Origin of the sequence: Streptomyces sp. NPDC044984 (genome assembly GCF_040646935.1) — a bacterium.
In the GTDB taxonomy this organism is placed as follows: Bacteria; Actinomycetota; Actinomycetes; order Streptomycetales; family Streptomycetaceae; genus Streptomyces.
The window spans coordinates 18,145-40,950 of record NZ_JBEZBE010000007.1 but is presented as its reverse complement, the minus strand read 5'-3'; the positions used below and the strand labels follow the sequence as shown (position 1 = coordinate 40,950).

At 71.3% G+C, this 22,806-nt stretch carries 20 protein-coding genes and 1 pseudogene; 9 read left to right on the top strand and 12 right to left on the bottom strand.

Features of this window, described 5'->3' with window-relative positions; all coding sequences use genetic code 11:
- Positions 1 to 61 precede the first annotated feature (61 nt).
- Both AB0A94_RS09675 and AB0A94_RS09670 read left to right on the top strand, forming a co-directional pair.
- Positions 62 to 1,279, top strand: coding sequence for a histidine kinase (locus AB0A94_RS09675; RefSeq protein WP_361741451.1), 1,218 nt, complete (start codon positions 62 to 64; stop codon positions 1,277 to 1,279).
- Positions 1,276 to 1,917, top strand: a complete 642-nt coding sequence (locus tag AB0A94_RS09670) for a response regulator transcription factor (RefSeq protein WP_361741449.1) — start codon at positions 1,276 to 1,278, stop codon at positions 1,915 to 1,917. Before AB0A94_RS09675 ends, AB0A94_RS09670 begins: the two co-directional genes overlap by 4 nt.
- A gap of 168 nt (positions 1,918 to 2,085) precedes the next feature.
- Here the strand turns inward: AB0A94_RS09670 and AB0A94_RS09665 are convergent, their stop codons facing one another.
- The 3 genes and pseudogenes from AB0A94_RS09665 to AB0A94_RS09655 all read right to left on the bottom strand — a co-directional run bounded on the left by AB0A94_RS09665 (position 2,086) and on the right by AB0A94_RS09655 (position 4,044).
- Positions 2,086 to 2,349, bottom strand: a complete 264-nt coding sequence (locus AB0A94_RS09665) for a type II toxin-antitoxin system PemK/MazF family toxin (protein WP_361741446.1) — start codon at positions 2,347 to 2,349, stop codon at positions 2,086 to 2,088.
- A gap of 13 nt (positions 2,350 to 2,362) precedes the next feature.
- A pseudogene (locus AB0A94_RS09660) lies at positions 2,363 to 2,623 on the bottom strand (hypothetical protein); the annotation flags it as partial.
- Between the two features lie 362 nt (positions 2,624 to 2,985).
- A complete protein-coding gene (locus AB0A94_RS09655; protein WP_361741443.1) occupies positions 2,986 to 4,044 on the bottom strand; it encodes an ABC transporter substrate-binding protein in 1,059 nt (352 codons plus the stop codon).
- 171 nt (positions 4,045 to 4,215) lie between these two features.
- On the opposite strand from AB0A94_RS09655, the gene AB0A94_RS09650 reads away from it, so the two are divergent.
- The 4 genes from AB0A94_RS09650 to AB0A94_RS09635 all read left to right on the top strand — a co-directional run bounded on the left by AB0A94_RS09650 (position 4,216) and on the right by AB0A94_RS09635 (position 9,282).
- Positions 4,216 to 4,917 carry a hypothetical protein gene (locus AB0A94_RS09650; protein WP_361741440.1) on the top strand — a complete coding sequence of 234 codons (702 nt, stop codon included), beginning with the start codon at positions 4,216 to 4,218 and terminating at the stop codon, positions 4,915 to 4,917.
- 39 nt (positions 4,918 to 4,956) lie between these two features.
- Positions 4,957 to 5,922 carry a hypothetical protein gene (locus tag AB0A94_RS09645; RefSeq protein ID WP_361741437.1) on the top strand — a complete coding sequence of 322 codons (966 nt, stop codon included), beginning with the start codon at positions 4,957 to 4,959 and terminating at the stop codon, positions 5,920 to 5,922.
- Positions 5,923 to 6,131: 209 nt separating this feature from the next.
- Entirely contained in the window at positions 6,132 to 6,656 is a 525-nt protein-coding gene (locus tag AB0A94_RS09640; protein ID WP_361741434.1) for a hypothetical protein, read from the top strand.
- 67 nt (positions 6,657 to 6,723) lie between these two features.
- Positions 6,724 to 9,282, top strand: coding sequence for an immunoglobulin I-set domain protein (locus tag AB0A94_RS09635; protein ID WP_361741431.1), 2,559 nt, complete (start codon positions 6,724 to 6,726; stop codon positions 9,280 to 9,282).
- A 78-nt stretch (positions 9,283 to 9,360) separates the two neighbouring features.
- On the opposite strand, the gene AB0A94_RS09630 is transcribed toward AB0A94_RS09635, so the two are convergent.
- On the bottom strand, positions 9,361 to 9,888 hold the full coding sequence (locus AB0A94_RS09630; RefSeq protein WP_361741428.1) for a YbjN domain-containing protein: 528 nt from the start codon (positions 9,886 to 9,888) through the stop codon (positions 9,361 to 9,363).
- A gap of 177 nt (positions 9,889 to 10,065) precedes the next feature.
- Complete coding sequence (gene clpB, locus AB0A94_RS09625; RefSeq protein ID WP_361741425.1) at positions 10,066 to 12,663, bottom strand: ATP-dependent chaperone ClpB; 2,598 nt, start codon at positions 12,661 to 12,663, stop codon at positions 10,066 to 10,068.
- Between the two features lie 128 nt (positions 12,664 to 12,791).
- On the opposite strand from clpB, the gene AB0A94_RS09620 reads away from it, so the two are divergent.
- Complete coding sequence (locus tag AB0A94_RS09620; RefSeq protein ID WP_361741422.1) at positions 12,792 to 13,208, top strand: TIGR03618 family F420-dependent PPOX class oxidoreductase; 417 nt, start codon at positions 12,792 to 12,794, stop codon at positions 13,206 to 13,208.
- Between the two features lie 168 nt (positions 13,209 to 13,376).
- Here AB0A94_RS09620 and AB0A94_RS09615 read toward each other — a convergent pair whose 3' ends face one another.
- Positions 13,377 to 13,712: a hypothetical protein gene (locus AB0A94_RS09615; RefSeq protein WP_361741419.1), complete on the bottom strand. Its 336-nt coding sequence runs from the start codon at positions 13,710 to 13,712 to the stop codon at positions 13,377 to 13,379.
- Between the two features lie 313 nt (positions 13,713 to 14,025).
- Here AB0A94_RS09615 and AB0A94_RS09610 point away from each other — a divergent pair, with 313 nt between their 5' ends.
- Together AB0A94_RS09610 and AB0A94_RS09605 are read left to right on the top strand one after the other, a co-directional pair.
- A complete protein-coding gene (locus AB0A94_RS09610; protein ID WP_361741416.1) occupies positions 14,026 to 15,036 on the top strand; it encodes a helix-turn-helix transcriptional regulator in 1,011 nt (336 codons plus the stop codon).
- 23 nt (positions 15,037 to 15,059) lie between these two features.
- Positions 15,060 to 16,052, top strand: coding sequence for a helix-turn-helix transcriptional regulator (locus tag AB0A94_RS09605; RefSeq protein WP_361741413.1), 993 nt, complete (start codon positions 15,060 to 15,062; stop codon positions 16,050 to 16,052).
- On the opposite strand, the gene AB0A94_RS09600 is transcribed toward AB0A94_RS09605, so the two are convergent.
- From AB0A94_RS09600 to dnaK, 6 genes are all read right to left on the bottom strand, one after another.
- Positions 16,015 to 17,046: a helix-turn-helix transcriptional regulator gene (locus AB0A94_RS09600; protein ID WP_361741410.1), complete on the bottom strand. Its 1,032-nt coding sequence runs from the start codon at positions 17,044 to 17,046 to the stop codon at positions 16,015 to 16,017. The two genes, AB0A94_RS09605 and AB0A94_RS09600, sit on opposite strands and share 38 nt — an antisense overlap.
- A 129-nt stretch (positions 17,047 to 17,175) precedes the next feature.
- Positions 17,176 to 18,282 (bottom strand): substrate-binding domain-containing protein, encoded by a 1,107-nt coding sequence (locus AB0A94_RS09595; RefSeq protein ID WP_361741407.1) that lies wholly within the window; start codon positions 18,280 to 18,282, stop codon positions 17,176 to 17,178.
- Positions 18,283 to 18,561: 279 nt separating this feature from the next.
- A complete protein-coding gene (locus AB0A94_RS09590; RefSeq protein ID WP_361741404.1) occupies positions 18,562 to 19,011 on the bottom strand; it encodes a helix-turn-helix domain-containing protein in 450 nt (149 codons plus the stop codon).
- Positions 19,012 to 19,016: 5 nt separating this feature from the next.
- The gene (gene dnaJ, locus AB0A94_RS09585) at positions 19,017 to 20,192 is read right to left on the bottom strand and encodes a molecular chaperone DnaJ (RefSeq protein WP_361741401.1); all 1,176 of its coding nucleotides are present in this window, start codon (positions 20,190 to 20,192) and stop codon (positions 19,017 to 19,019) included.
- Between the two features lie 36 nt (positions 20,193 to 20,228).
- The gene (grpE, locus tag AB0A94_RS09580; protein WP_361741398.1) at positions 20,229 to 20,897 is read right to left on the bottom strand and encodes a nucleotide exchange factor GrpE; all 669 of its coding nucleotides are present in this window, start codon (positions 20,895 to 20,897) and stop codon (positions 20,229 to 20,231) included.
- Complete coding sequence (dnaK, locus tag AB0A94_RS09575) at positions 20,894 to 22,738, bottom strand: molecular chaperone DnaK (RefSeq protein ID WP_361741396.1); 1,845 nt, start codon at positions 22,736 to 22,738, stop codon at positions 20,894 to 20,896. The genes grpE and dnaK overlap by 4 nt, the downstream gene beginning before the upstream one ends.
- Positions 22,739 to 22,806 lie beyond the last annotated feature (68 nt).

The following is a 22,806-nucleotide window of genomic DNA, read 5'->3' as shown; positions in this document are numbered from 1 at the left end:
GGAGGACGACTACGACTTTCGGCAGAGGGGCCCGTGAACGGGCCCGCTTAGGGTGATCACCATGTTCGGATCACCGCGTGCGGCGGCCGTCGGCCGGTTCGCCGGCGGCGCGCTGCTGCTCTGCCTCCTCGGCCTGGCCCTGCTGGTCGACCTCGGCGCCGGCACCCTCGGCAACCCGGGGACCGGGATCCTGCTGTACCTGTCGGCGGGCGCGGCGGGGATGGTGGTCCTCCCGGTCGTGGGCATCCGGCTGCCCGGCGGGCTGCTGGCGTGGGCGGCCTGCGGCGCGGCCCTGGTGTCGCTGGCCTGCTCGGCCGGACTCGGCGTGGTGGCGGCCCGTGACGGCTCTTCGCTGGAGGATGCCTCCGACGCCTACGCCCTGTTCGAACCGACGGCCCTGATCGTGCTGCTGAACGTGACGGCGCGGCAGGGCTCCAAGGCCGGTACCGTCGCCGCCCTGCCGCTGCTCATGGCGGCGGTCGTCCTGCGTCCGCTGGTGATCGAGGTGGACGAGGGCAGCAGCATCGTCGCGCTCGTCCTGACGCTGGTGGCCAGTGGTGCCCTGGCCGCCGGTCTCACCGCGCGGCTGGTCGCCGTCTCCCGCCGGCAGCGGGAGGAGCAGATCCGGCTCGAGCAGCGGCTCGCCTTCGCCCGTGACCTGCACGACTTCGTCGCCCACCACATATCGGGCATCGTCGTGCAGGCACAGGGCGCGCGGGCGATCGCGGCCAAGAGGCCGCAGGCCGTGGGGGACGCCCTCGGGTTGATCGAGAGCACCGGGGCGGAGGCGCTGACCGCGATGCGCAAGATGGTCGGAGCCCTGCGCGAGGACGCCGATCCGCACACCCGGGCCCCGGGCACCGACGGGATCCGCGCCCTGGTCGACGGCGCCGTGCTGCCCGGCGCCCGGGTGGACTTCGCCGAGACCGGTCCGGCCGGCGAACTGCCCGCGGACGCGGCGCACCTCGTGGAGCGCGTGGTCATGGAGGCGCTGACGAACATCCGCAAGCACGCCCGTGGCTGCACCGTCGCACGGGTGTCCCTGGACGTCTCGCGTCGCCGGGTGACCGCACGGATCACCGACGACGGAAGCCGGAGTGGGCAGGACGGCCGTACGGGCGGCGGCTACGGCCTGCGGGGCCTGCGCGAGGTGGCCGACGCGGCCGGTGGCACACTGACCGCGGGTCCCGCCCCCGCCGCCGACACCGCCCCGGATACCGGGGGCGGCTGGCAGGTCGTGCTCCAACTCCCCCTCCCCCTACGGCAGGTGCGTCGATGACCATCCGTGTCCTTCTCGCGGACGACCAGACGATCGTCCGTACCGGCATGGCCATGATCCTGGCGGCCGAGGACGACATCGAGGTCGTGGCCCAGGCCGCCGACGGGGTCGCGGCGATCCAGCAGACCGAGCTGCACCGCCCGGACGTCGTCCTCATGGACATCCGCATGCCCCGCCTGAACGGCATCGAGGCGCTGCGGCACCTGCACCGCCCCGGGGCCCCGCACACCCCGAAGGTCGTCATGGTGACGACCTTCGACGACGACGAGTACGTCCACCAGGCCCTGCACAACGGCGCCTGCGGCTTCCTGCTCAAGGACGCGGGCCCGCGGCTGCTGGCCGAGGCGGTCCGTTCCGCCGCCTCCGGCGAGGCCCTGATCAGCCCGTCCATCACCGTCCGGCTGCTCCGGGAGTTCGCCCGCCCGGCCGCGGCGGCCGCCCCCTCGCCGCTGTCCCAGCGGGAGACGGAGGTCGCGGTCCTGGTCTCCCGCGGACACACCAACACGGAGGTCGCGGCCGCCCTGCACATCAGCGCGGGCACGGTGAAGACGCACCTCACCAACATCCAGAGCAAACTGGGGGCCCGCAACAGGGTCGAGATAGCGGCCTGGGTCTGGGAGTCGGGCCTGGCTCGCTGAGGGCCCGTGGACGGACAGGAAGGCGGCCCAGGAAGCGGCACCGCAAAGCGGCCGCCCGTATCCGCACCCTCGTCGACCCGTGGGCAAGACGGTATGGACGGAGCTGTATTCGAAGGCACCGACTCAAGCGGCAGTACGGAAGGTGGAATCCCTTGGGGCGGGAGGTGACTACGCCAGCCCGAGGATCACACGCACGCACTCCTCCACACGCCGCATCTCACTCGGGGCCAACAGACCGAGGCGCCGTCTGAGTCTCGGTTTGTCCACGGTGTGCAGGTCGGTGCAGTTCACGTATGACTCGTCGTACTTGGTCACTCCGCAATCGGGACCGACCGGGACGTGGGTGGAGGCCGGACCGGGTTTTCCGGTGATCACGGCGACGGTCAGCGCCGACAGCGGTTCGGCGATCCGGTTCACCGTGAGAACAACCACGGGGTGCGGGCCGAAGCTCCCGCAGGGCCCGGGAGATGAGGATCTCGCCCTCGGTGAAGTGCGCGCACAGGGCGGCGATGGACACGGGCGTGCCGGTGGGCAGGGAGAGGATGTAGACCGCGACGCCGACGGTGACCGCGCTGCCGCGCCGCTGGGCGAGGGCGTTGGCGATCACGGTGAAGTCGGCGGTGAGGCGGGTGCGTACGTGGATCACGCCGGAAGTCGGTGCTCCGGCGTCGGCGCGCAGGCGCGCGTTAGACTGCGGGTCAGCCATTGGGAAGGTTGGTGCTTCCTGATCGGTCAGGCCCTCGTTCCGGGACGGCGAATCCTGGGCGGGGGCCGCATCTGTCTGCGGTTGTTGCGGCGAACGTAGCCGCCCGCGTTCCGCGCCTGCAAGCCGGTCACTCGGACGGGTGAGGCGGGCTTTCCGGCCGGGAGGGTGGGTGGGCGGGTAGTTCTTTCTCCCGGTTCTTTGGGGAGGTCAGTGGCCCACCGGAACCTCGCGGACGAGGCACCGGCGGACCCGTACGAGGGCCTGCGACCGGTGCCCCGTCGACTCGGACGCGGTGCCGATCGCCTTCGACTCGCCTCTGCGAACGCGGCCCAGGAGACAACGGGGAGCGGCCGTGCCGTCGTTCAGCCGGTGTGGAGCCTGTCCACGAGGATGTCGATGACCAGCGGCGTCCGCGGGCCGAAACTCAGCAGCACGCCGTCCTCCAGGCTCACGACGCGGCGGTTCGCGCCCGCCGGGGTTTCGCGGATGCCCGGGATGTCGACCAGGCCGTCGACGCCGCCCACCGACTCGAGGCCCTTGTCCATCATGAGGATCACGTCGGGCGCGGCGGCGACGAGGGCCTCGCTGGTGAGCGGGGTGAAGGGCTTGTCCAGGCCGCCCTCGACGCCCGCGTCGACCCCGCCCGCCGCCTCGATCAGGGAATCCGCGCCGGAGCCCCTGCCGCCCATGAGGTAGACGGCCGCGCTGCCGCGCATGTAGAGGAAGGCGACCTTGGGCTCGCTGCCCTCGGGAACGGCCGCCCTGGCCGCCGCGAGGTCCTTCGCCATGCGGGAGTTGAGCGCCTCGCCCGCCTCGGGGACGCCCAGTGCCCCGGCGATGCGGGTGGTGCGCGTCGCGACGTCGGACAGCTCGGTCGCCGGGTCCAGGACCACGACCGGGACGCCCGCGTCGCGGATCTGGTCGAGGGCCTCGCCCGGGCCGGTGTCGGTGTCGGCGAGCACGACCGTCGGGCGCAGCGACAGCACGCCCTCGGCGCTCACGTCGTGCGCCTTGGTGACCTGCGGGAGCTTCTCGGCCTCCGCGAAGGTCGCCGTGATGTCCCGGCCCACCACCCGGTCGCCGAGCCCGAGGGTGAAGACGATCTCCGCGATGCCGCCGTTGAGCGGCAGGATGCGCGACGCGTCCCGCACGCGCACCTTGCGTCCGTCGGAGGAGTCGACCGTCACCGGCAGCTTCGGGGTGGGTGCGTCGCCCTCCAGCGGCACGAGGGTGTTCTCCGCCAGCCGCTCCTCCGCCGCGACCGCCCGCGCACCCGCGGAAGCCGGTGTGGCCCCGGAGGACGCCGTGCCGGTGCCGCCGCCCGCACAGGCTCCCGTCAGCAGTACGAGAGCCAGGGCCAACGGGGCCAGGGCCCGCCGCCGCCCGGACACCCCGGCCCGCCGTCTACCGGACATGCGCATCGCTCATCCCTTCGCACTCTCCCGCATCCCCCACGGTTGATCCATGGGAAGGTTAGGCTTACCTTACAAACTCATGGTGGGGGTGTTGCGTTGATTTCATCAAGTCGCCTATGTGGACCGGGTGTTGCCCGTTCCGCCGGGACGGCGGCCGCGGCCGCCCTGGTGCTGGCGGTGGCTCCACCGGCCGCCGCGGCGTCCTCGGCGACCGGCCCCGAGGGGCAGAAACTCACCGTCTCCAAGAGCTCGGGGCTGGACCCGGCGGGCGAGACGGTCACCGTCTCCGGCACCGGCTACAACACCGAGAAGGGCATCTACGTCGCCTTCTGCGTGGACAACGGGGCGGGCAGGACCCCGACCCCCTGCGTCGGCGGCGTCGACATGTCCGGCGAGTCCGGGGCCTCCCAGTGGGTCTCCTCCGACCCGCCCTCCTACGGCGAGGGCCTCGCCAAGCCCTACGAGGGCAAAGGGCACGACGGCTCGTTCTCCGTGCAGATCAAGGTCCGCGCCAAGGACGCCAACACCGACTGCACCGGGTCCGGCGTGAAGTGCGCCGTCATCACCCGCAACGACCACACCCGGGGCGGGGACCAGAGCCAGACGGTGCGGATCCCGGTGACGTTCCAGGGCTCCGGATCCTCCACGGCCACGCCGACACCGGGCGCGACCGCCCCGGCGGGCACGACCGGTGAAAACACCACCGGCGGAAGCACCGGTGGCGACACCGGCGGTTCGGACAGGACCGGGGACGGCCCCCTCGCCTCCACCGGCTCCACCGCCCTCGCCGCCGGCCTGACCGCGGCCGGCCTGGTCGCCGCCGGCACCGGTACCTGGCTGTGGGCGCGCAGGCGCCGGACGGCCGCGCACGACGGCTGACCCCGACCTCAACACCACACTCCACAGGGAGGCTTGAAGATGGCGAAGAGACCCGGCACCGCCGCCGTGACGGGCGGCGCGCTGCTCGCACTGCTGTGTCCGGGCGTCGCGGCGGCCCAGGACGGGGACACGTTCCCGGACGAGGTGTCCGGTGGCTACGCGGTCCTGAGGTTCGAGAACCGGAACGTCGCACTGGACGTCGCCGAGCCGGCCGTACGAGGGTCCGCGGACCGCTCCTGGTTCCCCGTGACCGGCGGCGGCACGGACACCGCGACCGGTGAAGCGGACATCGAGCTGGGCGGTACCGCGCTGCTGACCTCGGGGTCCGCTTCCCTGCCCCTCGGCGGGCTCCGGCTGGAACTGGACGGTGACACGGGCGTCCTCTCCGCGCGGGCGGTGGTCGCCGGGCAGGCCCGGGAACGCGCCCTCGCGGAGGTGACGTCGGACTCCGGTCCCGTCGTCCGCTCAAGTGGTGCGACCTGGAGCGGACTTCGGGCGTCGCTCTCCGCTGAGGGGGCGGCGCTGCTGTCCGAGTGGAGCGGGGCGGAGTTCGCCGCCGGAGACGCGTTCGGGGTGCTGGACGTGACGGTGGGGACGGGGAGCGGGGCCACCGGGGCCGCGCCCGCGCCGGACGAGACACCCGGCGCAGCAGGCGCATCCGGCACGCCCGAGGCATCCGGGCCGCCCGCGAGCCGCCCCGCCGACGAGGGGCGGGACGACGCCGGGCGGACGGCGGCCGCCCCCACCGCCACCGTCGCCCGGACCACCCTCGCCCCCGGCGCCGGACAACAGGTCACCGGCACGGGCTTCGAGCCGGGCGAGATCGTGCTCGTGTCGATCGACCAGGACACCCGCTACCAGGTGGTGGCCGATGAACAGGGCGGTGTCACCAGGGACTTCCCCGTGTACGACAAGGCCTTCGAGGGCGTTCACACGGTCGAGCTGTACACGGTGTCCGGCGGGCGCGGCGCCGTCGCGGAGTTCGGGGTGCGGGCCCCGGAGTAGCCGCTTCACCGGAGCGGAAGCAGGAGCGGGAGCAGGACCGGGGCCGGGGCCGGGGCCGGGGCCGGGAGCGGGTCGGGCCGACCCGCTCCCAGGCATGCCCACCGACCTTGCGGAACACGGGAGTTGAGAGATCCACACCTGCGTTGACAAGCACCCCGGACTCATACTTAGGTTTGCCTTACCTAACCTACGAGAAGGGTGATCCTCCCATGAGAGCCAAGCTCGCCGCCCGCACCGCCCTCGTCACCGCCGCCGCCTCCGCCCTCACCCTGGGCCTGGCGACCTCCGCCTCCGCCGCGACGTCGACCCGCACGGTCGTCGACGGCGGCACCACGTACAACCTGTCGGTGACCGCCCCGAGCACGGCCTCCGCGGCCGGTCAGGTCGTCAACGTCACCGGCTCCGGCTTCAACCCCGGCCAGGGCATCTACGTCGGCCTGTGCGTGGTCGACGGCGCCCCGGGCGCGCAGAAGCCGTCGCCGTGCCTGGGCGGTCAGGACGAGACCGGCTCGACCGGTGCCTCGCACTGGGTCAACAACACCTTCGGCGGCCTGTTCGCCAACACCTCCAAGTTCGGCGCGGGCGGCACCTTCGACGTGGACATCTACGTCAACCCCGACCTCGGTGACGGCAGCGTCTGCGGCGTGGACGTGGAGTGCGCCATCGTCACGCGCGCCGACCACCTCGACACCAACGACCGCAAGTACGACGTCCACGTCCCGATCACCTTCTGACAAACCGTCCCCGCCCCACCCACCCATCCATCCGGCCGGGCCCAACCGGACGAGTGAGGAACTCCCCATGCAACTCAGACGCCCGGCGGCGCTCCTGGGAGCCGCCGCGCTCACGACCGCGTCACTCGCCATGGGCCCGGCCGCCCAGGCCGCCGACACCCCCAAGACCGGAACGGGCGCGGACGGACAGAGACTGTCCGTCTCCGCCACCGCGAACCTGGACCCCGCCGGCGAGACGCTCCGCGTCACCGGCGAGGGCTACGACACGACCAAGGCCGTCTACGTCGCGCTCTGCCGGGACAACGGCGACGGCAAGGTCCCCGGCCCCTGCGTCGGCGGCGCCGACCAGAGCGGCGAGGGCGGCGCCTCGCACTGGATCGTCCCCGAGGACGACCCGTACGCGGGCGTCCTCGCCACCACCTGGGGCGCCGGCGGCACCTTCGACGTCGAGCTCAGGGCGCAGGCCAAGGACGCGAGCGTCGACTGCCTCCGGTACTCCTGCTCCGTCGTCACCCGCGTCGACCACCGCAACACCGGCGACCGCTCCCAGGACGTGCGCGTGCCCGTCACCTGGAAGGGCCAGGACACCGGTGGCGGCGACGGCGGTGACGGCGTCGACGTACCGCCCGGGACGGTCAGCTACGTACGGTCCGCCGCGTACACGACCGTCGGACGCCCGCTGGACCTGCTGCTGCACCCCGACTCCGGGAAGCTGTACGTCGGTTCGGAGAACATCCCCGACACCGGCGACGTGGCCGAGCAGGGCCTGTACGTCGTCGACCCCGAGAACGGCGAGCTCCTCAGCCACATCGCCCAGGCCCCCGGAGCGGGCGGCACCATGGCCGCCCGGGTGGTCCGCAGGATCATCGGCCCGCTCGCCGGTGACGGCGTCGCCTTCCACTTCCCGCTGCGCGGCATCGGCACGGCTAAGGACGGCGACACGGCCGCGCGGGGCCACTGGTACGACGGCACCTCCTTCACCGGTGTCGGCCAGGACGCCGACACCTCCTCCGTGCTGGTCGCGGCCGGCCCCGAGCTGCGCCGCGTCGAGCTCGCCACCGGCGCCGTGACGGACACGGTCACGCTGGAGGGCGACGGCCGGCTCGGGGTGGACGCCGAGCGCGGCGTGGCCTGGTCCATCGGCACCGCCGGGGAGACGAGGGTGCTGCGCCGGGTGGACACCGCCACCTTCCAGGTCACCGCCACGACCGAGATCCCCGCCGACGACTCCGTCTTCTTCGTCGAGACGGACCCGGCGACCGGCAACGTCTGGGTGGGCGGCACCACGTCCGTGCTCGTCTTCGACGGGGACGGCAGGCCGCTGACCACGCTCACCGGCGTGGACCGGCCCTCGGCGGCCGCCTTCGACAAGGCCACCGGGCGGGCCTTCGTCCTGCGCGAGGACCTCTCCGACAGCACCGGGGACGACGACGGCTCCCTGGAGATCCTGGACGGCGCGACCTTCGAGCGGGCGGCGGCCCCGGTCACCCTGCCGGGAAGCGAGTCGACCTCCTACGCGGGCATCGCCGTCGCGCCCGGAGCCACCTCCGTGTACGTCACCAGGGGCACGGCGAACGAGGTCGTCAGGCTTGACCTGCGCATGTCGCCCAAGGTCGTCCGGTCCCCCACCGACCGGTCCGTCGCCCCCGGTGACGAGGTCACCTTCACGGCCGCCGCCGAGGGCACCCCCGAGCCCACGGTGGCCTGGAGCGTCAGTCCCGACGGCGGCCGGACCTGGTCGGCGGTCGAGGGCGCGACGGAGGACACGTACGCCTTCACCGCCAAGGCCGCCCAGGACGGTTACGCGTACCGCGCCGAGTTCACCAACCCGGCCGGCACGACCCGTACCGCGCCCGTCACGCTGACGGTGGAGGAAGCCCCCGACGACGGTCCCTCCACGCCTCCCACCGACGGCGACGGCGACGGCGACGAGCCCTCGGGCTCCAGGACCGTCACCGGCCCCGACGGCCAGAAACTGACCGTGACCCCGGTCAACCACCTCGCCACCGAGAACCAGACCCTGAAGGTCACCGGCACCGGCTACGACGAGAGGAAGGGCGTCTACGTCGCCCTGTGCGTCGACAACGGAGAGGGCGAACTGCCCACTCCGTGCATCGGCGGCGTCGACATGACCGGCGGCTCCCACTCCTCCGCCTGGATCTCCTCCGACCCGCCGGACTACGGCGAGGACCTGGCGATCCCGTACGAGGACGGCGGATCCTTCGAGGTCGAGCTCACCGTCGACGCCAAGGACGAGTACACCGACTGCTTCAAGGCGAAGTGCGTCCTGGCCACCCGCGCCGACCACACCCTCTCCGGCGACCGCTCCCAGGACGTGAAGGTCCCGGTCGCGTTCGTCGGCCAGGACCCGGTCGACACGGACGACGACGGCACCGGCGGCACCGGCACCCCGGACGACACCGACCCGGGCACCGGCGGCACGAGCAGCGGCACCGGCGATACGAGCAGCAGTACGGGCGGCTCCACCGTCACCACCGGCTCCACCGGCTCCACCGGCGGCAGCCTCGCCTCCACCGGCGTGACCGTCCTGTCCGTCGCCGCCCTCGCGGCCGCCCTCACGGCCACCGGCTGGGTGGCCCGCCGACGGGCCCGCACCGCGGCCTGACGGCAGCCCCACACGCGTTCGCCCCTCCCCGCACACGCGGGGAGGGGCGAACGCACATGAGGGGAACGGACCGGACGACTACTCGTCGTCCTCGGGCTTGTCCGCCTCGTTGACCTCCTGCTCGAGGCCGAGCTGCTCGACGAGCCACTTGTCGAACTCGATCGCGGCCCGCACCCAGCTGACCGTCGACGAGACGAAGTGCTCCAGGCTGACGCCCATGCCGATCAGCATCTGGGCCTCGCCGATGAGACGGACCGTGCCGTCGTCATGCGTGTGGGTGTAGACCTTGGGCCACAGCGTGCGCCGGTTCCAGTCGTCGACGGACTCGAGCAGCTGAGGCTTCTCGTCGATCTTGTGCGGCCGGTCGTAGAACGTCCGGACGGAGAAGATCTGCTGGTCTTCCTCCCCGCGGAACATGAAGTAGGTGCGGAACTGCTCCCACGGCGCCGCGAGGTCACCCTCGTCGTCGACGACGTACTTGAGCTCCATCTGGTCGAGGAGCTGCTTCACGAGGTCCTGATCCGGGACGACGGGGCCCGCCGGTCCTTGGGGCTGCGGCTCGGGCTGACCCCCGAAATTCGGAATCGAGGACGGGTCGATGGTCACCGTGAATTTCCCTTCGTACGGATCCCGCCATCCTCCCCCATGCGGGGAGGGGGGTGGCAAGCCCCGACGGGCCTGTCAGCCGTGGGCTGACTCGATCCGGTCACTGTCGGGGTACCCGGTACGGGTCGGGCCCAACGTTCCCGGGGGGAACATCGGGCCCGAGAACGGAACCGTCACTCAGAGCGACTTGCCGGTGGCCGGGCCCACCAGCAGGCCGTCCTCGAAGCGGTCCACGCGGACCGTGTCGCCGTCCTTGATCTCGCCGGCCAGGATCTCCCTGGCGAGGCGGTCGCCGATGGCGGTCTGGACGAGGCGGCGCAGGGGGCGGGCGCCGTAGGCGGGGTCCATGCCCTCCTCGGCGAGCCAGGCCAGGGCCTCGGGGGTGACGTCCAGGGCGAGGCGGCGGTCGGCGAGGCGGCGGGCCAGGCCGTCGAGCTGGAGCCGCGCGATGCGTTCCAGTTCGGGCTTGGTGAGGGCCGAGAAGACGACCAGGTCGTCGAGGCGGTTGAGGAACTCGGGCTTGAAGGAGGCGCGGACCACCTCCAGGACCTGCTCCTTCTTCTCCGTCTCGGTGGTGAGCGGGTCCACCAGGTACTGGCTGCCCAGGTTGGACGTCAGCACCAGGATGGTGTTGCGGAAGTCGACGGTGCGGCCCTGGCCGTCGGTGAGGCGGCCGTCGTCGAGCACCTGGAGCAGGATGTCGAAGACCTCGGGGTGGGCCTTCTCCACCTCGTCGAGGAGCACCACGCTGTACGGCCGCCGCCGCACCGCCTCGGTGAGCTGGCCGCCCTCCTCGTAGCCGACGTAGCCGGGCGGGGCGCCGACCAGCCGGGCCACGCTGTGCTTCTCGCTGTACTCCGACATGTCGATGCGGACCATGGCCCGCTCGTCGTCGAAGAGGAAGTCGGCGAGGGCCTTCGCCAGCTCGGTCTTGCCGACGCCCGTCGGGCCGAGGAAGAGGAAGGAGCCGGTGGGGCGGTCGGGATCGGCGATGCCGGCGCGGCTGCGGCGTACGGCGTCGGAGACGGCGCGCACCGCCTCGATCTGGCCGATGAGGCGCTTGCCGAGTTCGTCCTCCATGCGGAGCAGCTTCTGGGTCTCGCCCTCCATGAGGCGGCCGGCCGGGATGCCGGTCCAGGAGGCGACGACGTCGGCGATGTCGTCGGCGCCGACCTCCTCCTTGACCATGGTGTCCTTCGCGGCCTCCTCCTCGGCCTCGGAGGCGGCCTCCAGGTCGCGTTCCACCCCCGGGATCTCGCCGTAGAGCAGCTTGGAGGCGGTGTCGAAGTCGCCGTCGCGCTGGGCGCGTTCGGCCTGGCCGCGCAGCTCGTCGAGCTTCTCCTTCAGTTCGCCGACCCGGTTGAGGGACTGCTTCTCCTTCTCCCAGCGGGCGTTGAGGCCGCGCAGCTCCTCCTCCTTGTCGGCGAGGTCGCGGCGCAGCTTGTCCAGGCGTTCCCGGGAGGCGGCGTCGGTCTCCTTGCCGATCGCCATCTCCTCCATCCTCAACCGGTCCACGGCACGCTGGAGTTCGTCGATCTCGACGGGCGAGGAGTCGATCTCCATGCGCAGGCGGGAGGCGGCCTCGTCGACGAGGTCGATGGCCTTGTCGGGGAGGAAGCGGGAGGTGATGTAGCGGTCGGAGAGGGTGGCGGCGGCGACGAGGGCGCTGTCGGCGATCTGGACCTTGTGGTGGGCCTCGTAGCGGCCCTTGAGTCCGCGGAGGATCGCGATGGAGTCCTCGACGGTCGGCTCGGCGACCAGCACCTGCTGGAAGCGGCGCTCCAGGGCCGGGTCCTTCTCGATGCGTTCGCGGTACTCGTCGAGGGTGGTGGCGCCGACCATGCGGAGTTCGCCGCGGGCGAGCATGGGCTTGAGCATGTTGCCGGCGTCCATGGCGGAGTCGCCGCCGGCGCCCGCGCCGACGACGGTGTGCAGTTCGTCGATGAAGGTGATGACCTGGCCGTCGGATTCCTTGATCTCGGCCAGGACGGTCTTCAGCCGCTCCTCGAACTCACCCCGGTACTTGGCGCCGGCGACCATGGCGCCGAGGTCGAGGGCGACCAGCCGCTTGTTCTTCAGCGACTCGGGGACGTCGCCCTTGACGATGCGCTGGGCGAGGCCCTCGACGACGGCGGTCTTGCCGACGCCGGGCTCGCCGATCAGCACCGGGTTGTTCTTGGTGCGGCGGGACAGCACCTGCACGACGCGCCGGATCTCCTGGTCGCGTCCGATGACGGGGTCGAGCCTGCCCTCGCGGGCGGAGGCGGTGAGGTCGGTGCCGAACTTCTCCAGGGCCTTGTACTGGCCCTCGGGGTCGGCGGTGGTCACCCGGCGGGCTCCGCGGGCCTTCTGGAAGGCGTCCTGCAGCTTCTTCGCGGTGGCGCCCTGCCGGGCGAGGACCTCGCCGGCGGCTCCGCCCTTGGCGGCGATGCCGATGACGAGGTGTTCCGTGGAGAGGTACTCGTCGCCGAGGTCGCGGGCGCGGGACTGGGCGTCCGCGATGACGGCGAGCAGTTCACGGTTGGGCTGGGGCGGTGCGACGGTGGACCCGGTGACGCTCGGCAGGCCGGCGAGGATGCGCTCGGCCCCGGAGCGTACGGCGGCCTGGTCGGCGTCGACCGCGGCGAGCAGGTCCGTGATGTTCTCGTTCTCCTGCCCGGCGAGCAGGGAGAGCAGCAGGTGGGCGGGGGTGAGGTCGGGGTGCCCCTCGGTCACGGCCCGGTTGCCGGCGGCCTGCAGCGCTTCCCGGCTCCTGTTGGTCAGCTCGGCGTCCACGTATCCGTTCTCCTCCTTGCGGTGACCTTTCAGCGGCCTTCGCGACTGACTCGGTCAACGTACACAAACTTGAGTCTATTCCACTCAAGGTGTGTCCCGGGAGGGCCACGGCGGCTAAGTTCCGGTCCATGGCCACCACGTACTCGGTAGATCCGGGCGATCCGGACGCGTCGTATCTCAGCTTCTGGCGCGAGAAGCACCTGTGCACGCTGACCACCCTCCGTCCGGACGGCACCCCGCACCTGGTACCCGTCGGGGTGACGTACGACCCCGAGGCGCGGCTCGCCCGGGTGATCACCAGCGGGACGAGCGCGAAGGCCCGCCACGTACGGGCGGCGGGGGCGGAGGGCGCGGCCGTCGCGGTCTGCCAGGTGGACGGCCGGCGGTGGGCGACGCTGGAGGGACGGGCGGTGGTCCGCACGGACCGGGAACGGGTCGCGGAGGCGGAGCGGCGGTACACGGAGCGCTACGGGCGGACGCCGCGGCCGAATCCGTCACGGGTGGTCATCGAAATCGCGCTCACGCGCGCGATGGGCCGCGGGTGAGGACGCCCGTACGGTTCGTACACCGAGCGATGGCTTCCGGCCATCGCTCGACCGGTCCGATACCCGGACATGTCCCGGAAAACTGCAGCGGCGTCACCGTGTTCAGGTCACGGTGACGCCGCTGCGGGGGGAAGCACCTGCGCGATCTTTTACGACGGGGGAATCGCGTCAGGCACTGCGGGGGGTGGCAGAGATGGTCCGGGGGGCGGGGGAGTCGGACTCCACCCGCCGGTGGTCCCGCTGGTCCAGGTTCACAAAGATCATTCCGTACCGGATGGCACACCGTACGGGCTTCGGCGCCCCCCTGGGCCGCCGCAGGCACCGGTACGCCCGTACGTCCCCGTCCTCGTCCCGCGTGACGACGACCGGCTCACCGAACACGGTCACCATCAACGAGTCACCGCTGTGGGGGATGGCGGTGACCAGGTCGATGAAGTGCCATCCGGACCGGTAGGCGGTCGCCATCTCCCTGCGGAAGGAACGGTCGTCGGGTGGTGTGGTCATCACTCAGCCCCAACTGCTGTCGTCCGCGAGCTGAGGCACCGGCGAGCCCCAGCTGCTGTCCGGAGGCGCGGACTTGGATACCTCCACCGGCCCCCAGCTGCTGTCAGCCCGGACGTCGCCCTTCGTGCCGGCCAGGCCACTCAGCGCTCCGAAGGCCATGACGGCAGAGAAGGCGGCGACAAGTACCGAGCGAAGCGTTCTCTTGCGCATAGTCGGCTTCGTCCTCACTCGAAAGTCACCCTTCCCCCGTCAAGTACGACGATGGCTCATTCGGGCACGTCATGGCCACACAATCGGTGCATCATGTTCCTGCATGTTCAGGACCCTGGGGGGTGGAGATTTGACTACGAATCGGACCAATGAGGTACATCCCCATACGGTGACCGAACTGTGTGAGGCCGGTAGCCGCCTCTATGCCGACGCGCTGCGGGCGGGCCGCGTCCCCCGCGCGGACGCGGAGTCCGCCCCCTGCCTGATGGAACTCGCCCTGCTGCACCCCGATCCGGACGACCCCACCTGGCTGCGTCCGGTCGCCCCGGCGGTGGCACTGGCCCAGCGGCTCAACCCCCTGGAACGGGAGATCACCGAGCGCCGGCGGGCGTCGATCGAGCTCGCCGACGCCTTCGAGCCGTTCATGACCCTCAGCGCCCAGACCACGATGAGCACCCACTCGATGACGGTGCTGGAGGGTTTCGACCGGATCAACGCCGCCCTCGATCTGGCCACCTCCCAGTGCCGGTCCGAGATGCTCTCCGTCCAGCCGGGCGGCCGCCGCCTGGAGCACACCCTCACCCAGGCGCTGGAGCGCGACCGGCAGATGACCGAGCGGGGGGTGCGCATCCGGACCCTCTACCAGCACACCGCCCGGCACAGTCCCGAGACACTGGCGTACGTGGCCCGGTTCGACACCGCCAAGGTGGAGTACCGCACCATCGACGAGCTGGTGGAGCGGCTCATCATCTGCGACGAGACCGTCGCCTTCATCCCCACCCGCGACGACCGGCAGGTCGCCCTGGAGCTGCGCCACCCGGGTCTCGTCCGCTACCTGATCAAGGTCTTCGAGTTCATGTGGACCCGCGCGGTCTCGCTGCACGCGGGCGCCCCGTACGAACCGGCCCCCGACGGCCTCACCGACATCCAGCACTCCATCGCCAAACTGCTCGTCGAGGGCCACGTGGACGAAGCCATCGCCCGGCGTCTGGGCATGAACGTACGCACCTGCCGCGCCCACATAGCCAAGCTCGCCTCCGCCCTCGGAAGCGGCAGCCGCGCCCAGCTCGGCTATCTGATCGCACAGTCGGGAATCCTCAAGCAGGAACCGTGAAGCCGAGGAGGTACGGACCCCGCGTGACCGCAACCGCGCACCATCACGAAGCCGAGGACCTGTGCGACGCGGGTGCGGAGCTGTACGCCCGGGCACTGCGTGAGGGCCCCGTGCCCGCCGAGGAGGCCCACGAGACCCCCTGCGTGCTCGACTCCGGGCTGCTCCAGCCCTCCCTCGACGACCCGGGACGACTGGTTCCCGTCGCGCCGACGGTCGCCCTGCACCGGCTGCTGCGGTCCTCCGGCGAACGCGTCGCGGCGGAGCGGCGGCGCGAGGCACGACTGACCGAGGCCTTCCAGCCGCTCATGCGGTTGGGTGAACTGGCCGTGGAGACGCACACCCCGTCGCTCCGTGTCATCAGCGGCTCGGAGCGGATCAACGGCGCCATCCTCGAGGCACTGGCGGAAGCGACGGGGGAACTCCTCGCCATGCAGCCCCACAGCAACTACCACACCTCCGAGGTCGCGCGAGCGGCTCAGGCCGCCGCCCTGGTCCGCGACCAGGAGTTCCTCGACCGCGGCGGCCGGATCCGCGTCCTCTACCCGCACACCCAGCGCCACATCCCCCTGGTCGTCGCCCGGTACGAGCGATTGAACGGCGACGCCGAGGCACGCACCCTGGACGAGGTCGCCGGCCGGCTGATCGTCATCGACCAGTCCGTCGCCTACATTCCCGGTGACGCGGACAGACAGCGCAGCGTCGCGCTGGAGATCCGCCACCCGTCCATCATCAAGTACCTGGTCAGCGTGTTCGACAGCTTCTGGCGACTGGCCACCCCCATGCACCCCCGGCCGGTCGAACCGGCGGCCCTCAACGGCGTCACCGTCCGTCAACGGGCCATCGCCCGCTTCCTGGTGGAGGGCCACACCGACTCCGTCATAGCGGACCGCCTCGGCATGAACGTCCGCACCGCACGCGTCCACATCGCCAAACTCGCCGCGATGCTGGGCAGTCGGAGCCGGGCGCAGCTGGGCTATCTCATCGGGCGGTCCGGGATCCTCGACCGGGCCGAATGACCGCCGGCCCCCGGGCCCCGTCCAGGCCGGCCTGGGCGATCCGCACCCCCAGCTGCGTACGGCTCGCCGCCCCCAGCGTCTCCGACAGGCGGGCGATGTGCGCCCGGCACGTCCGCACGCTGATGCCGAGCCGCTCCGCGATCACCGCGTCCTGGTGGCCCTCCGCCAGCAGCGCCGCGATGGACTGCTCGCGGTGCGAGATGCCCTCGATGCCGGTGTCGGGCAGCGGGGCGGTCAGCGGGATGGCCAGCCGCCACAGCCGTTCGAAGACCGTGCCCAGGTACTCCACCAGCGCCGGGTGGCGCAGCTCCAGCGCCATGGTGCGCTCGGCGTTGGCGGGGATGAAGGCGACCGTGCGGTCGAAGAGGATCAGCCGCTCGATCACCTCGTCCAGCGTGCGCGCCTCCACCGCGTCGCCCATCAGCTCCAGGTAGCTGAGCAGCCCGTGCCCGTGCCGGGCGACATGCGTGTACAGGTCCCGCATGCGCACGCCCCGGCCGCGCAGCGCCATCGCCCGGTGCAGGCCCTCCGACAGCTCCGCCTCGCGCCGGATGCCGCCGGGCTGGACGGTGAGCACCTCGGTGGCGCACGCCTGGGTCGCCTCGTCCATCGCGGCCTGGATGCGGGCCAGCCCGTCCAGCACCCGGATCGCCGGACCCTCCGCCGCCGACGGCGAGGCGGGCACCCGGCGGCCCAGGCCGGCGTACCGCTCGAAGGCCTCGACGGCCGAACCGACCCGGCGCTGACTCGCGCTCACCTCGTCGTACATCCCGCGCAGCAGCCGGGTCATGACCTCCTGCGGGGCGGTGGGGACGAGCCAGTCCATGTCGTCGGGATCGGGGTGCAGCAGGGCCAGTTCCAGCAGGCAGGGCACCGGCTCCGCGTCCCGGCGCGGCAGCCGTCCGCGCCGTACGGCCCGGGAATACACGCGATCCCCGGCCTCGCACAGTCGGTCAGCACCGTGTGGATGCCCGTCCGTCCCGTGCCCGGCCATCGCCCATCCCACCCCCGGTTCCGCCACTTTCCGCAGCGCAACTATGCGCGGCCACAACCGGCTGTGCAACACGGGCAGGGCCACCCGCCGGTCAGGGGACCGGCGGGTGGCCGGATATCGACGGGGCGGCTACTTCAGCTTGGCCGCCTCGCAGGCCGCGGCGAACTCCGCGGTGCAGATGTCCGAGACGTCGTAGATCGCGTCGGCGACCACGGTGTCCTCGATGTTGTCCTTCGTCAGCGCGACCACCGGCACGAGCTGCGCCGGGATGTCCTTGGTCGTGGGGCTGTCCACCCGGTCGCGGGCCAGCGCGTCGAACTGGATGTCCTTGCCCTGGACCTTGGCCACGGCCATCTCCGCGGCGTTCTCGGCCTCGTCCGGGTAGGACTTGTACACGCTCATGTACTGCTCGCCGGCGAGGATCCGCTGGACCGCCGCGAGTTCGGCGTCCTGGCCGGTGATCGGGGGCAGGTCGGTCACGCCGGCGGCCTTGAGCGCCTTGACGATGCCGCCCGCCATGCCGTCGTTGGCGGAGTAGACCGCCTTGATGTCGCCCGCGCCGATCGCGCTGATCGCCTCGGCCATGTTGGCCTGGGCGTTCTCCGGCTTCCAGTCCTTGGTGTCGTAGGACTTGGCGATCGTCACCTTGCCCTTGAGCTCGGAGAGCGCGCCCGCCTTGAACTGCTTGGCGTTGGGGTCGGTCGACGAGCCGTTCATCATCACGATCTTGTCGGTGATGCCGGCCTCCCCGCCCAGCGACTCCAGCAGGGAACGGCCCTGCACCTCGCCGACCAGCTCGTTGTCGAAGGAGATGTACGCGTCGATCGGACCCTCGGCGAGACGGTCGTAGGCGATGACGGGGATGCCCGCGTCATCTGCCTTCTGCACGCTGTCCGCGATGGCGTGCGCGTCGACCGCGTCCAGCACGATGACGTCGACCTTGTCGTCGATCATCTGCTGCATCTGGCTCGCCTGCTTGTCGGCGTCCGCCTCGGCGTTGGCGTACTCGACGGTGCCCTTCTTGTTGGTGAGCGACTCCACCTTCGTCTTGAAGATGGGGTAGTCGAACTGCTCGTACCGGGTGTTCTCCTTCTCCGGGAGCAGCAGCCCGACGGTGATGTCGTCGCCCTTGCCCGGGCTCGCGTCGTCGCTGCTCCCCGTCGCGTTGAGCACGCCGCATCCGGCGAGCATGACGGACATGGAGGTGGCGGCCACGGATATGGCGATACGACGCATGCGAGGGCTCACTTCAGGTGCGTTTTGGACGTGGGCACAGCTTTGCGGCCCATGTGACTGAAAAGCCAACGCTTCAGCCCCCGTCGGCGTCAAGGTCGTCCGCTTAACGAGATGGACACGGCACGGTGCGCCGAACTCGTGAGAGACCCGCGGACGTCCGGCGGGGATCATCTGGACACGCAGCTACACGATAGCCACACACGTGTGCGTACATAAGCCGGGAGGCCCGGAGATCCACTGACCTCCGGGCCTCCCGCGGCGCCTCACCGCACCCGCGCCTCAGTCCGACTGCTGCCGCTTGGGCCGCCACACCACCAGCGCGCTGGTCTGCTGCACCTCCTGGTAGGGCACCAGGTCGCGGCGGTACGAGGCGTGCACCGCGGCCTCGCGCTGACGCATCGCCGCGGCCGCCCCGTCGAGGGCGCCCTCCAGTTCGGCCACGCGAGCCTGGAGGGCGGCGACCTGGTTCTCCAGTTCGATGATGCGCTTGATTCCGGCCAGGTTGATGCCCTCGTCCTGCGACAGCTGCTGCACCTGACGGAGCAGCTCGATGTCACGGGCCGAGTAACGGCGGCCCCGGCCGGCCGTGCGGTCCGGCGACACGAGACCCAGCCGGTCGTACTGGCGCAGCGTCTGCGGGTGCAGGCCGGAGAGCTGGGCCGCCACCGAGATGACGTAGACCGGGGTGTCCTGGGTCAGTTCATACGGATTGCGTCGACGGCCGTCCATGCAGATCAAGCTCCCTTCGCGGCCTGGAACAGCTCCGCCCGCGGATCGTCGTCCGCGGTCGCCTCGCGATACGCCTCCAGCGCGTCACGAGCCTTCCCCGACACGTCCTTGGGAACACTCACCTCCACGGTGACCAGCAGATCACCGCGGGTGCCGTCCTTGCGGACCGCGCCCTTGCCCCGGGCCCGCATGGTGAGCCCGTTGGGCGTGCCCGGCGGCAGCTTCAGCGTGACCGGCGGACCGCCCAGCGTCGGGACCCGGACCTCGCCGCCGAGGACGGCCTCGGGGTACGTCACCGGGACCGTGACGGTGAGGTTGTCGTCCTTGCGGCCGAACACCGGGTGGGTGCCGACGTGCACGACGACGTACAGATCACCGGCGGGGCCGCCGCGCTCGCCCGGCGCGCCCTTGCCGCGCAGCCGGATCCGCTGGCCGTCGCTGACGCCCGCGGGGATGCGCACCTGCATGGTCCGCGAGGACTTGGCCCGGCCGCTGCCCTTGCAGATCTCGCAGGCCTCCTCCGCGATCAGGCCGCGGCCCTTGCAGTCGGGGCAGGGGTCGGTGAGCGAGAAGCCGCCGCCGGAGCCGCGCGCCACCTGGCCGGTGCCGACGCAGGTCGGGCACACGCGCGGTGTGCCGTTCTTGTCGCCGGTGCCCGAACAGGCCTTGCAGGGCGCCTGCGACGACATCCGCAGCGGGACCGTCGCGCCCTCGATCGCCTCGGTGAAGCTGAGCGTCACCTCGGACTCGATGTCCTGGCCGCGCCGCGGCTGGGTACGCGTGGTCCCCGCGCCGCCGCGGTTGAACAGGCCCCCGAAGACGTCACCCAGGCCGCCGCCGAAGCCGCCCGCCTGCTGGCCGCCGGCCTGACCCCCGAAGAGGTCGCCCAGGTCGAAGTTGAAGGAGCCGCCGCCCGCGCCCGGCCCCGGACGGAAGCCGCCGTTGCCGAAGAGCGCGCGCGCCTCGTCGTACTCCTTGCGCTTCTTGGGGTCGCCGAGGACGTCGTTCGCCTCGGAGATCTCCTTGAACCGCTCCTCCGCCTTGGCGTTGCCCTTGTTGGCGTCCGGGTGGAACTCGCGGGCGAGCTTCCGGTACGCCTTCTTGATCTCGGCCTCGGTGGCGTCCTTGGGGACGCCGAGGACCTTGTAGAAGTCCTTCTCGATGAAGTCCTTGGTGCTCATCCCCGACGTCCCTCCTTCCCTGCGTCGACTCCCGCGTCAGCCCTCGTCCGGGCCACCGCTCTCCTTGTTCTCCGAGCCGGCCTGCGCCTCGGTGCCCTCCTCGGCCGGCTTGACCGTCTGCGCGCCGGGCTGCGGCTCGGCGACGGCCACCCGCGCGGGGCGGATGGTGCGCTCGCCGATGCGGTACCCCGGCTGCAGGATCGCCACGCACGTCGTCTCGGTGACGTCCGGCGCGTAGCTGTGCATCAGCGCCTCGTGGATCGTCGGGTCGAAGGGCTCGCCCTCCTTGCCGAACTGCTGGAGGCCCATCTTGGCGATGACCGTCTCCAGCGACTCCGCGACGGACTTGAAGCCGCCGACCAGTTCGCCGTGCTCCCGCGCGCGGCCGACGTCGTCGAGCACGGGGAGCAGCTCGCTCAGGAGGTTCGCCACGGCGATCTCCTTCACGGCGATCCGGTCGCGCTCGACCCGGCGCCGGTAGTTCTGGAACTCGGCCTGGAGGCGCTGGAGGTCCGCCGTGCGCTCGCTGAGCGCCGTGCGCGCCTGGTCCAGCTGGGCCACCAGTGCCGCTTCCTGGCCCGTGTCCCCGGCCGGGGCCGCCGCCTCCTCCGCGGAGGGCTGGGCGGCGGCCTTCGGCTCGGCTTCGTCGGAGGGGACGTCGGGCTGCTGCGACTGCTCGTCGAAGCCCGGGGTCTCCTCGGTCACGCCGCACCGTCCTTGCGGTCCTCGTCGACGATCTCGGCGTCGACGACGTCGTCGTCGGCCCTGGCCTCGCCGGCACCGGCGGACGCGCCACCGGCCGCCTGGCCGGCCTGGGCGTCGGCGTACATGGCCTGGCCCAGCTTCTGGGAGACGGCGGCGACCTTCTCCGTGGCGGTGCGGATCTCGGCGGAGTCCTCGCCCTTGAGCTTCTCCTTCAGCTCGGCGACGGCCGTCTCGACCTCGGTCTTGACGTCACCGGGGACCTTCTCCGCGTTGTCGCTGAGGAACTTCTCCGTCTGGTAGACGAGCTGCTCGCCCTGGTTGCGGGACTCGGCGGCCTCGCGGCGGGCGTGGTCCTCCTCCGCGTACTTCTCGGCCTCCTGGCGCATCCGGTCGACCTCGTCCTTCGGCAGCGAGGAGCCGCCGGTGACGGTCATCTTCTGCTCCTTGCCCGTGCCCAGGTCCTTCGCGGTCACGTGCATGATGCCGTTGGCGTCGATGTCGAAGGAGACCTCGATCTGCGGGACGCCGCGCGGCGCCGGGGGCAGACCGGTCAGCTCGAACATGCCGAGCTTCTTGTTGTACGCCGCGATCTCGCGCTCGCCCTGGTAGACCTGGATCTGCACCGACGGCTGGTTGTCCTCGGCCGTGGTGAAGATCTCGGAGCGCTTCGTCGGGATCGTGGTGTTGCGCTCGATCAGCTTGGTCATGATGCCGCCCTTGGTCTCGATGCCGAGGGACAGCGGGGTGACGTCGAGCAGCAGGACGTCCTTGACCTCGCCCTTGAGGACACCGGCCTGGAGCGCGGCACCGATCGAGACGACCTCGTCCGGGTTGACGCCCTTGTTGGCCTCCTTGCCGCCGGTCATCTCCTTGACGAGCTCGGCGACGGCGGGCATGCGGGTGGAGCCGCCGACGAGGACGACGTGGTCGATCTCGGACAGCTGGATGCCGGCGTCCTTGATGACGTTGTGGAACGGCGTCTTGCAGCGCTCGAGCAGGTCCGCGGTCAGCTGCTGGAACTGGGCGCGGGTCAGCTTCTCGTCGAGGTGCAGGGGACCCTCGGCGGACGCGGTGATGTAGGGGAGGTTGATCGAGGTCTCGGTGGACGAGGACAGCTCGATCTTGGCCTTCTCGGCGGCCTCGCGCAGGCGCTGGAGGGCCATCTTGTCCTTGCCGAGGTCCACGCCGTGGCCGGACTGGAACTGCTTGACCAGGTAGTCGACGACGCGCTGGTCCCAGTCGTCACCACCGAGGTTGTTGTCACCGTTGGTGGCCTTCACCTCGACGACACCGTCGCCGATCTCCAGCAGGGAGACGTCGAAGGTACCGCCACCGAGGTCGAAGACGAGGATGGTCTGGTCGTCCTTGTCGAGGCCGTACGCCAGGGCGGCGGCCGTCGGCTCGTTGACGATGCGCAGCACGTTCAGACCGGCGATCTCGCCGGCCTCCTTGGTCGCCTGGCGCTCGGCGTCGTTGAAGTACGCCGGGACGGTGATGACCGCGTCCGTGACCTTCTCGCCCAGGTACGACTCGGCGTCGCGCTTCAGCTTCTGCAGCACGAAGGCGCTGATCTGCTGCGGGTTGAAGGGCTTCCCGTCGAGCTCGATCTTCCAGTCGGTGCCCATGTGGCGCTTGACCGACCGGATGGTCCTGTCGACGTTGGTGACCGCCTGGCGCTTGGCCACCTCGCCGACCAGCACCTCACCGTTCTTGGCGAAGGCGACGACGGACGGCGTGGTCCTGGCGCCCTCGGCGTTGGTGATGACGGTGGGCTCGCCGCCCTCCAGAACGCTGACGACGGAGTTAGTCGTGCCCAGGTCGATGCCGACCGCACGTGCCATTTCGATTCCTCCAGCTGACTTGAGTGGAACGGACTCAAGCATGCATGACACCCGGCGCCGGGTCAACA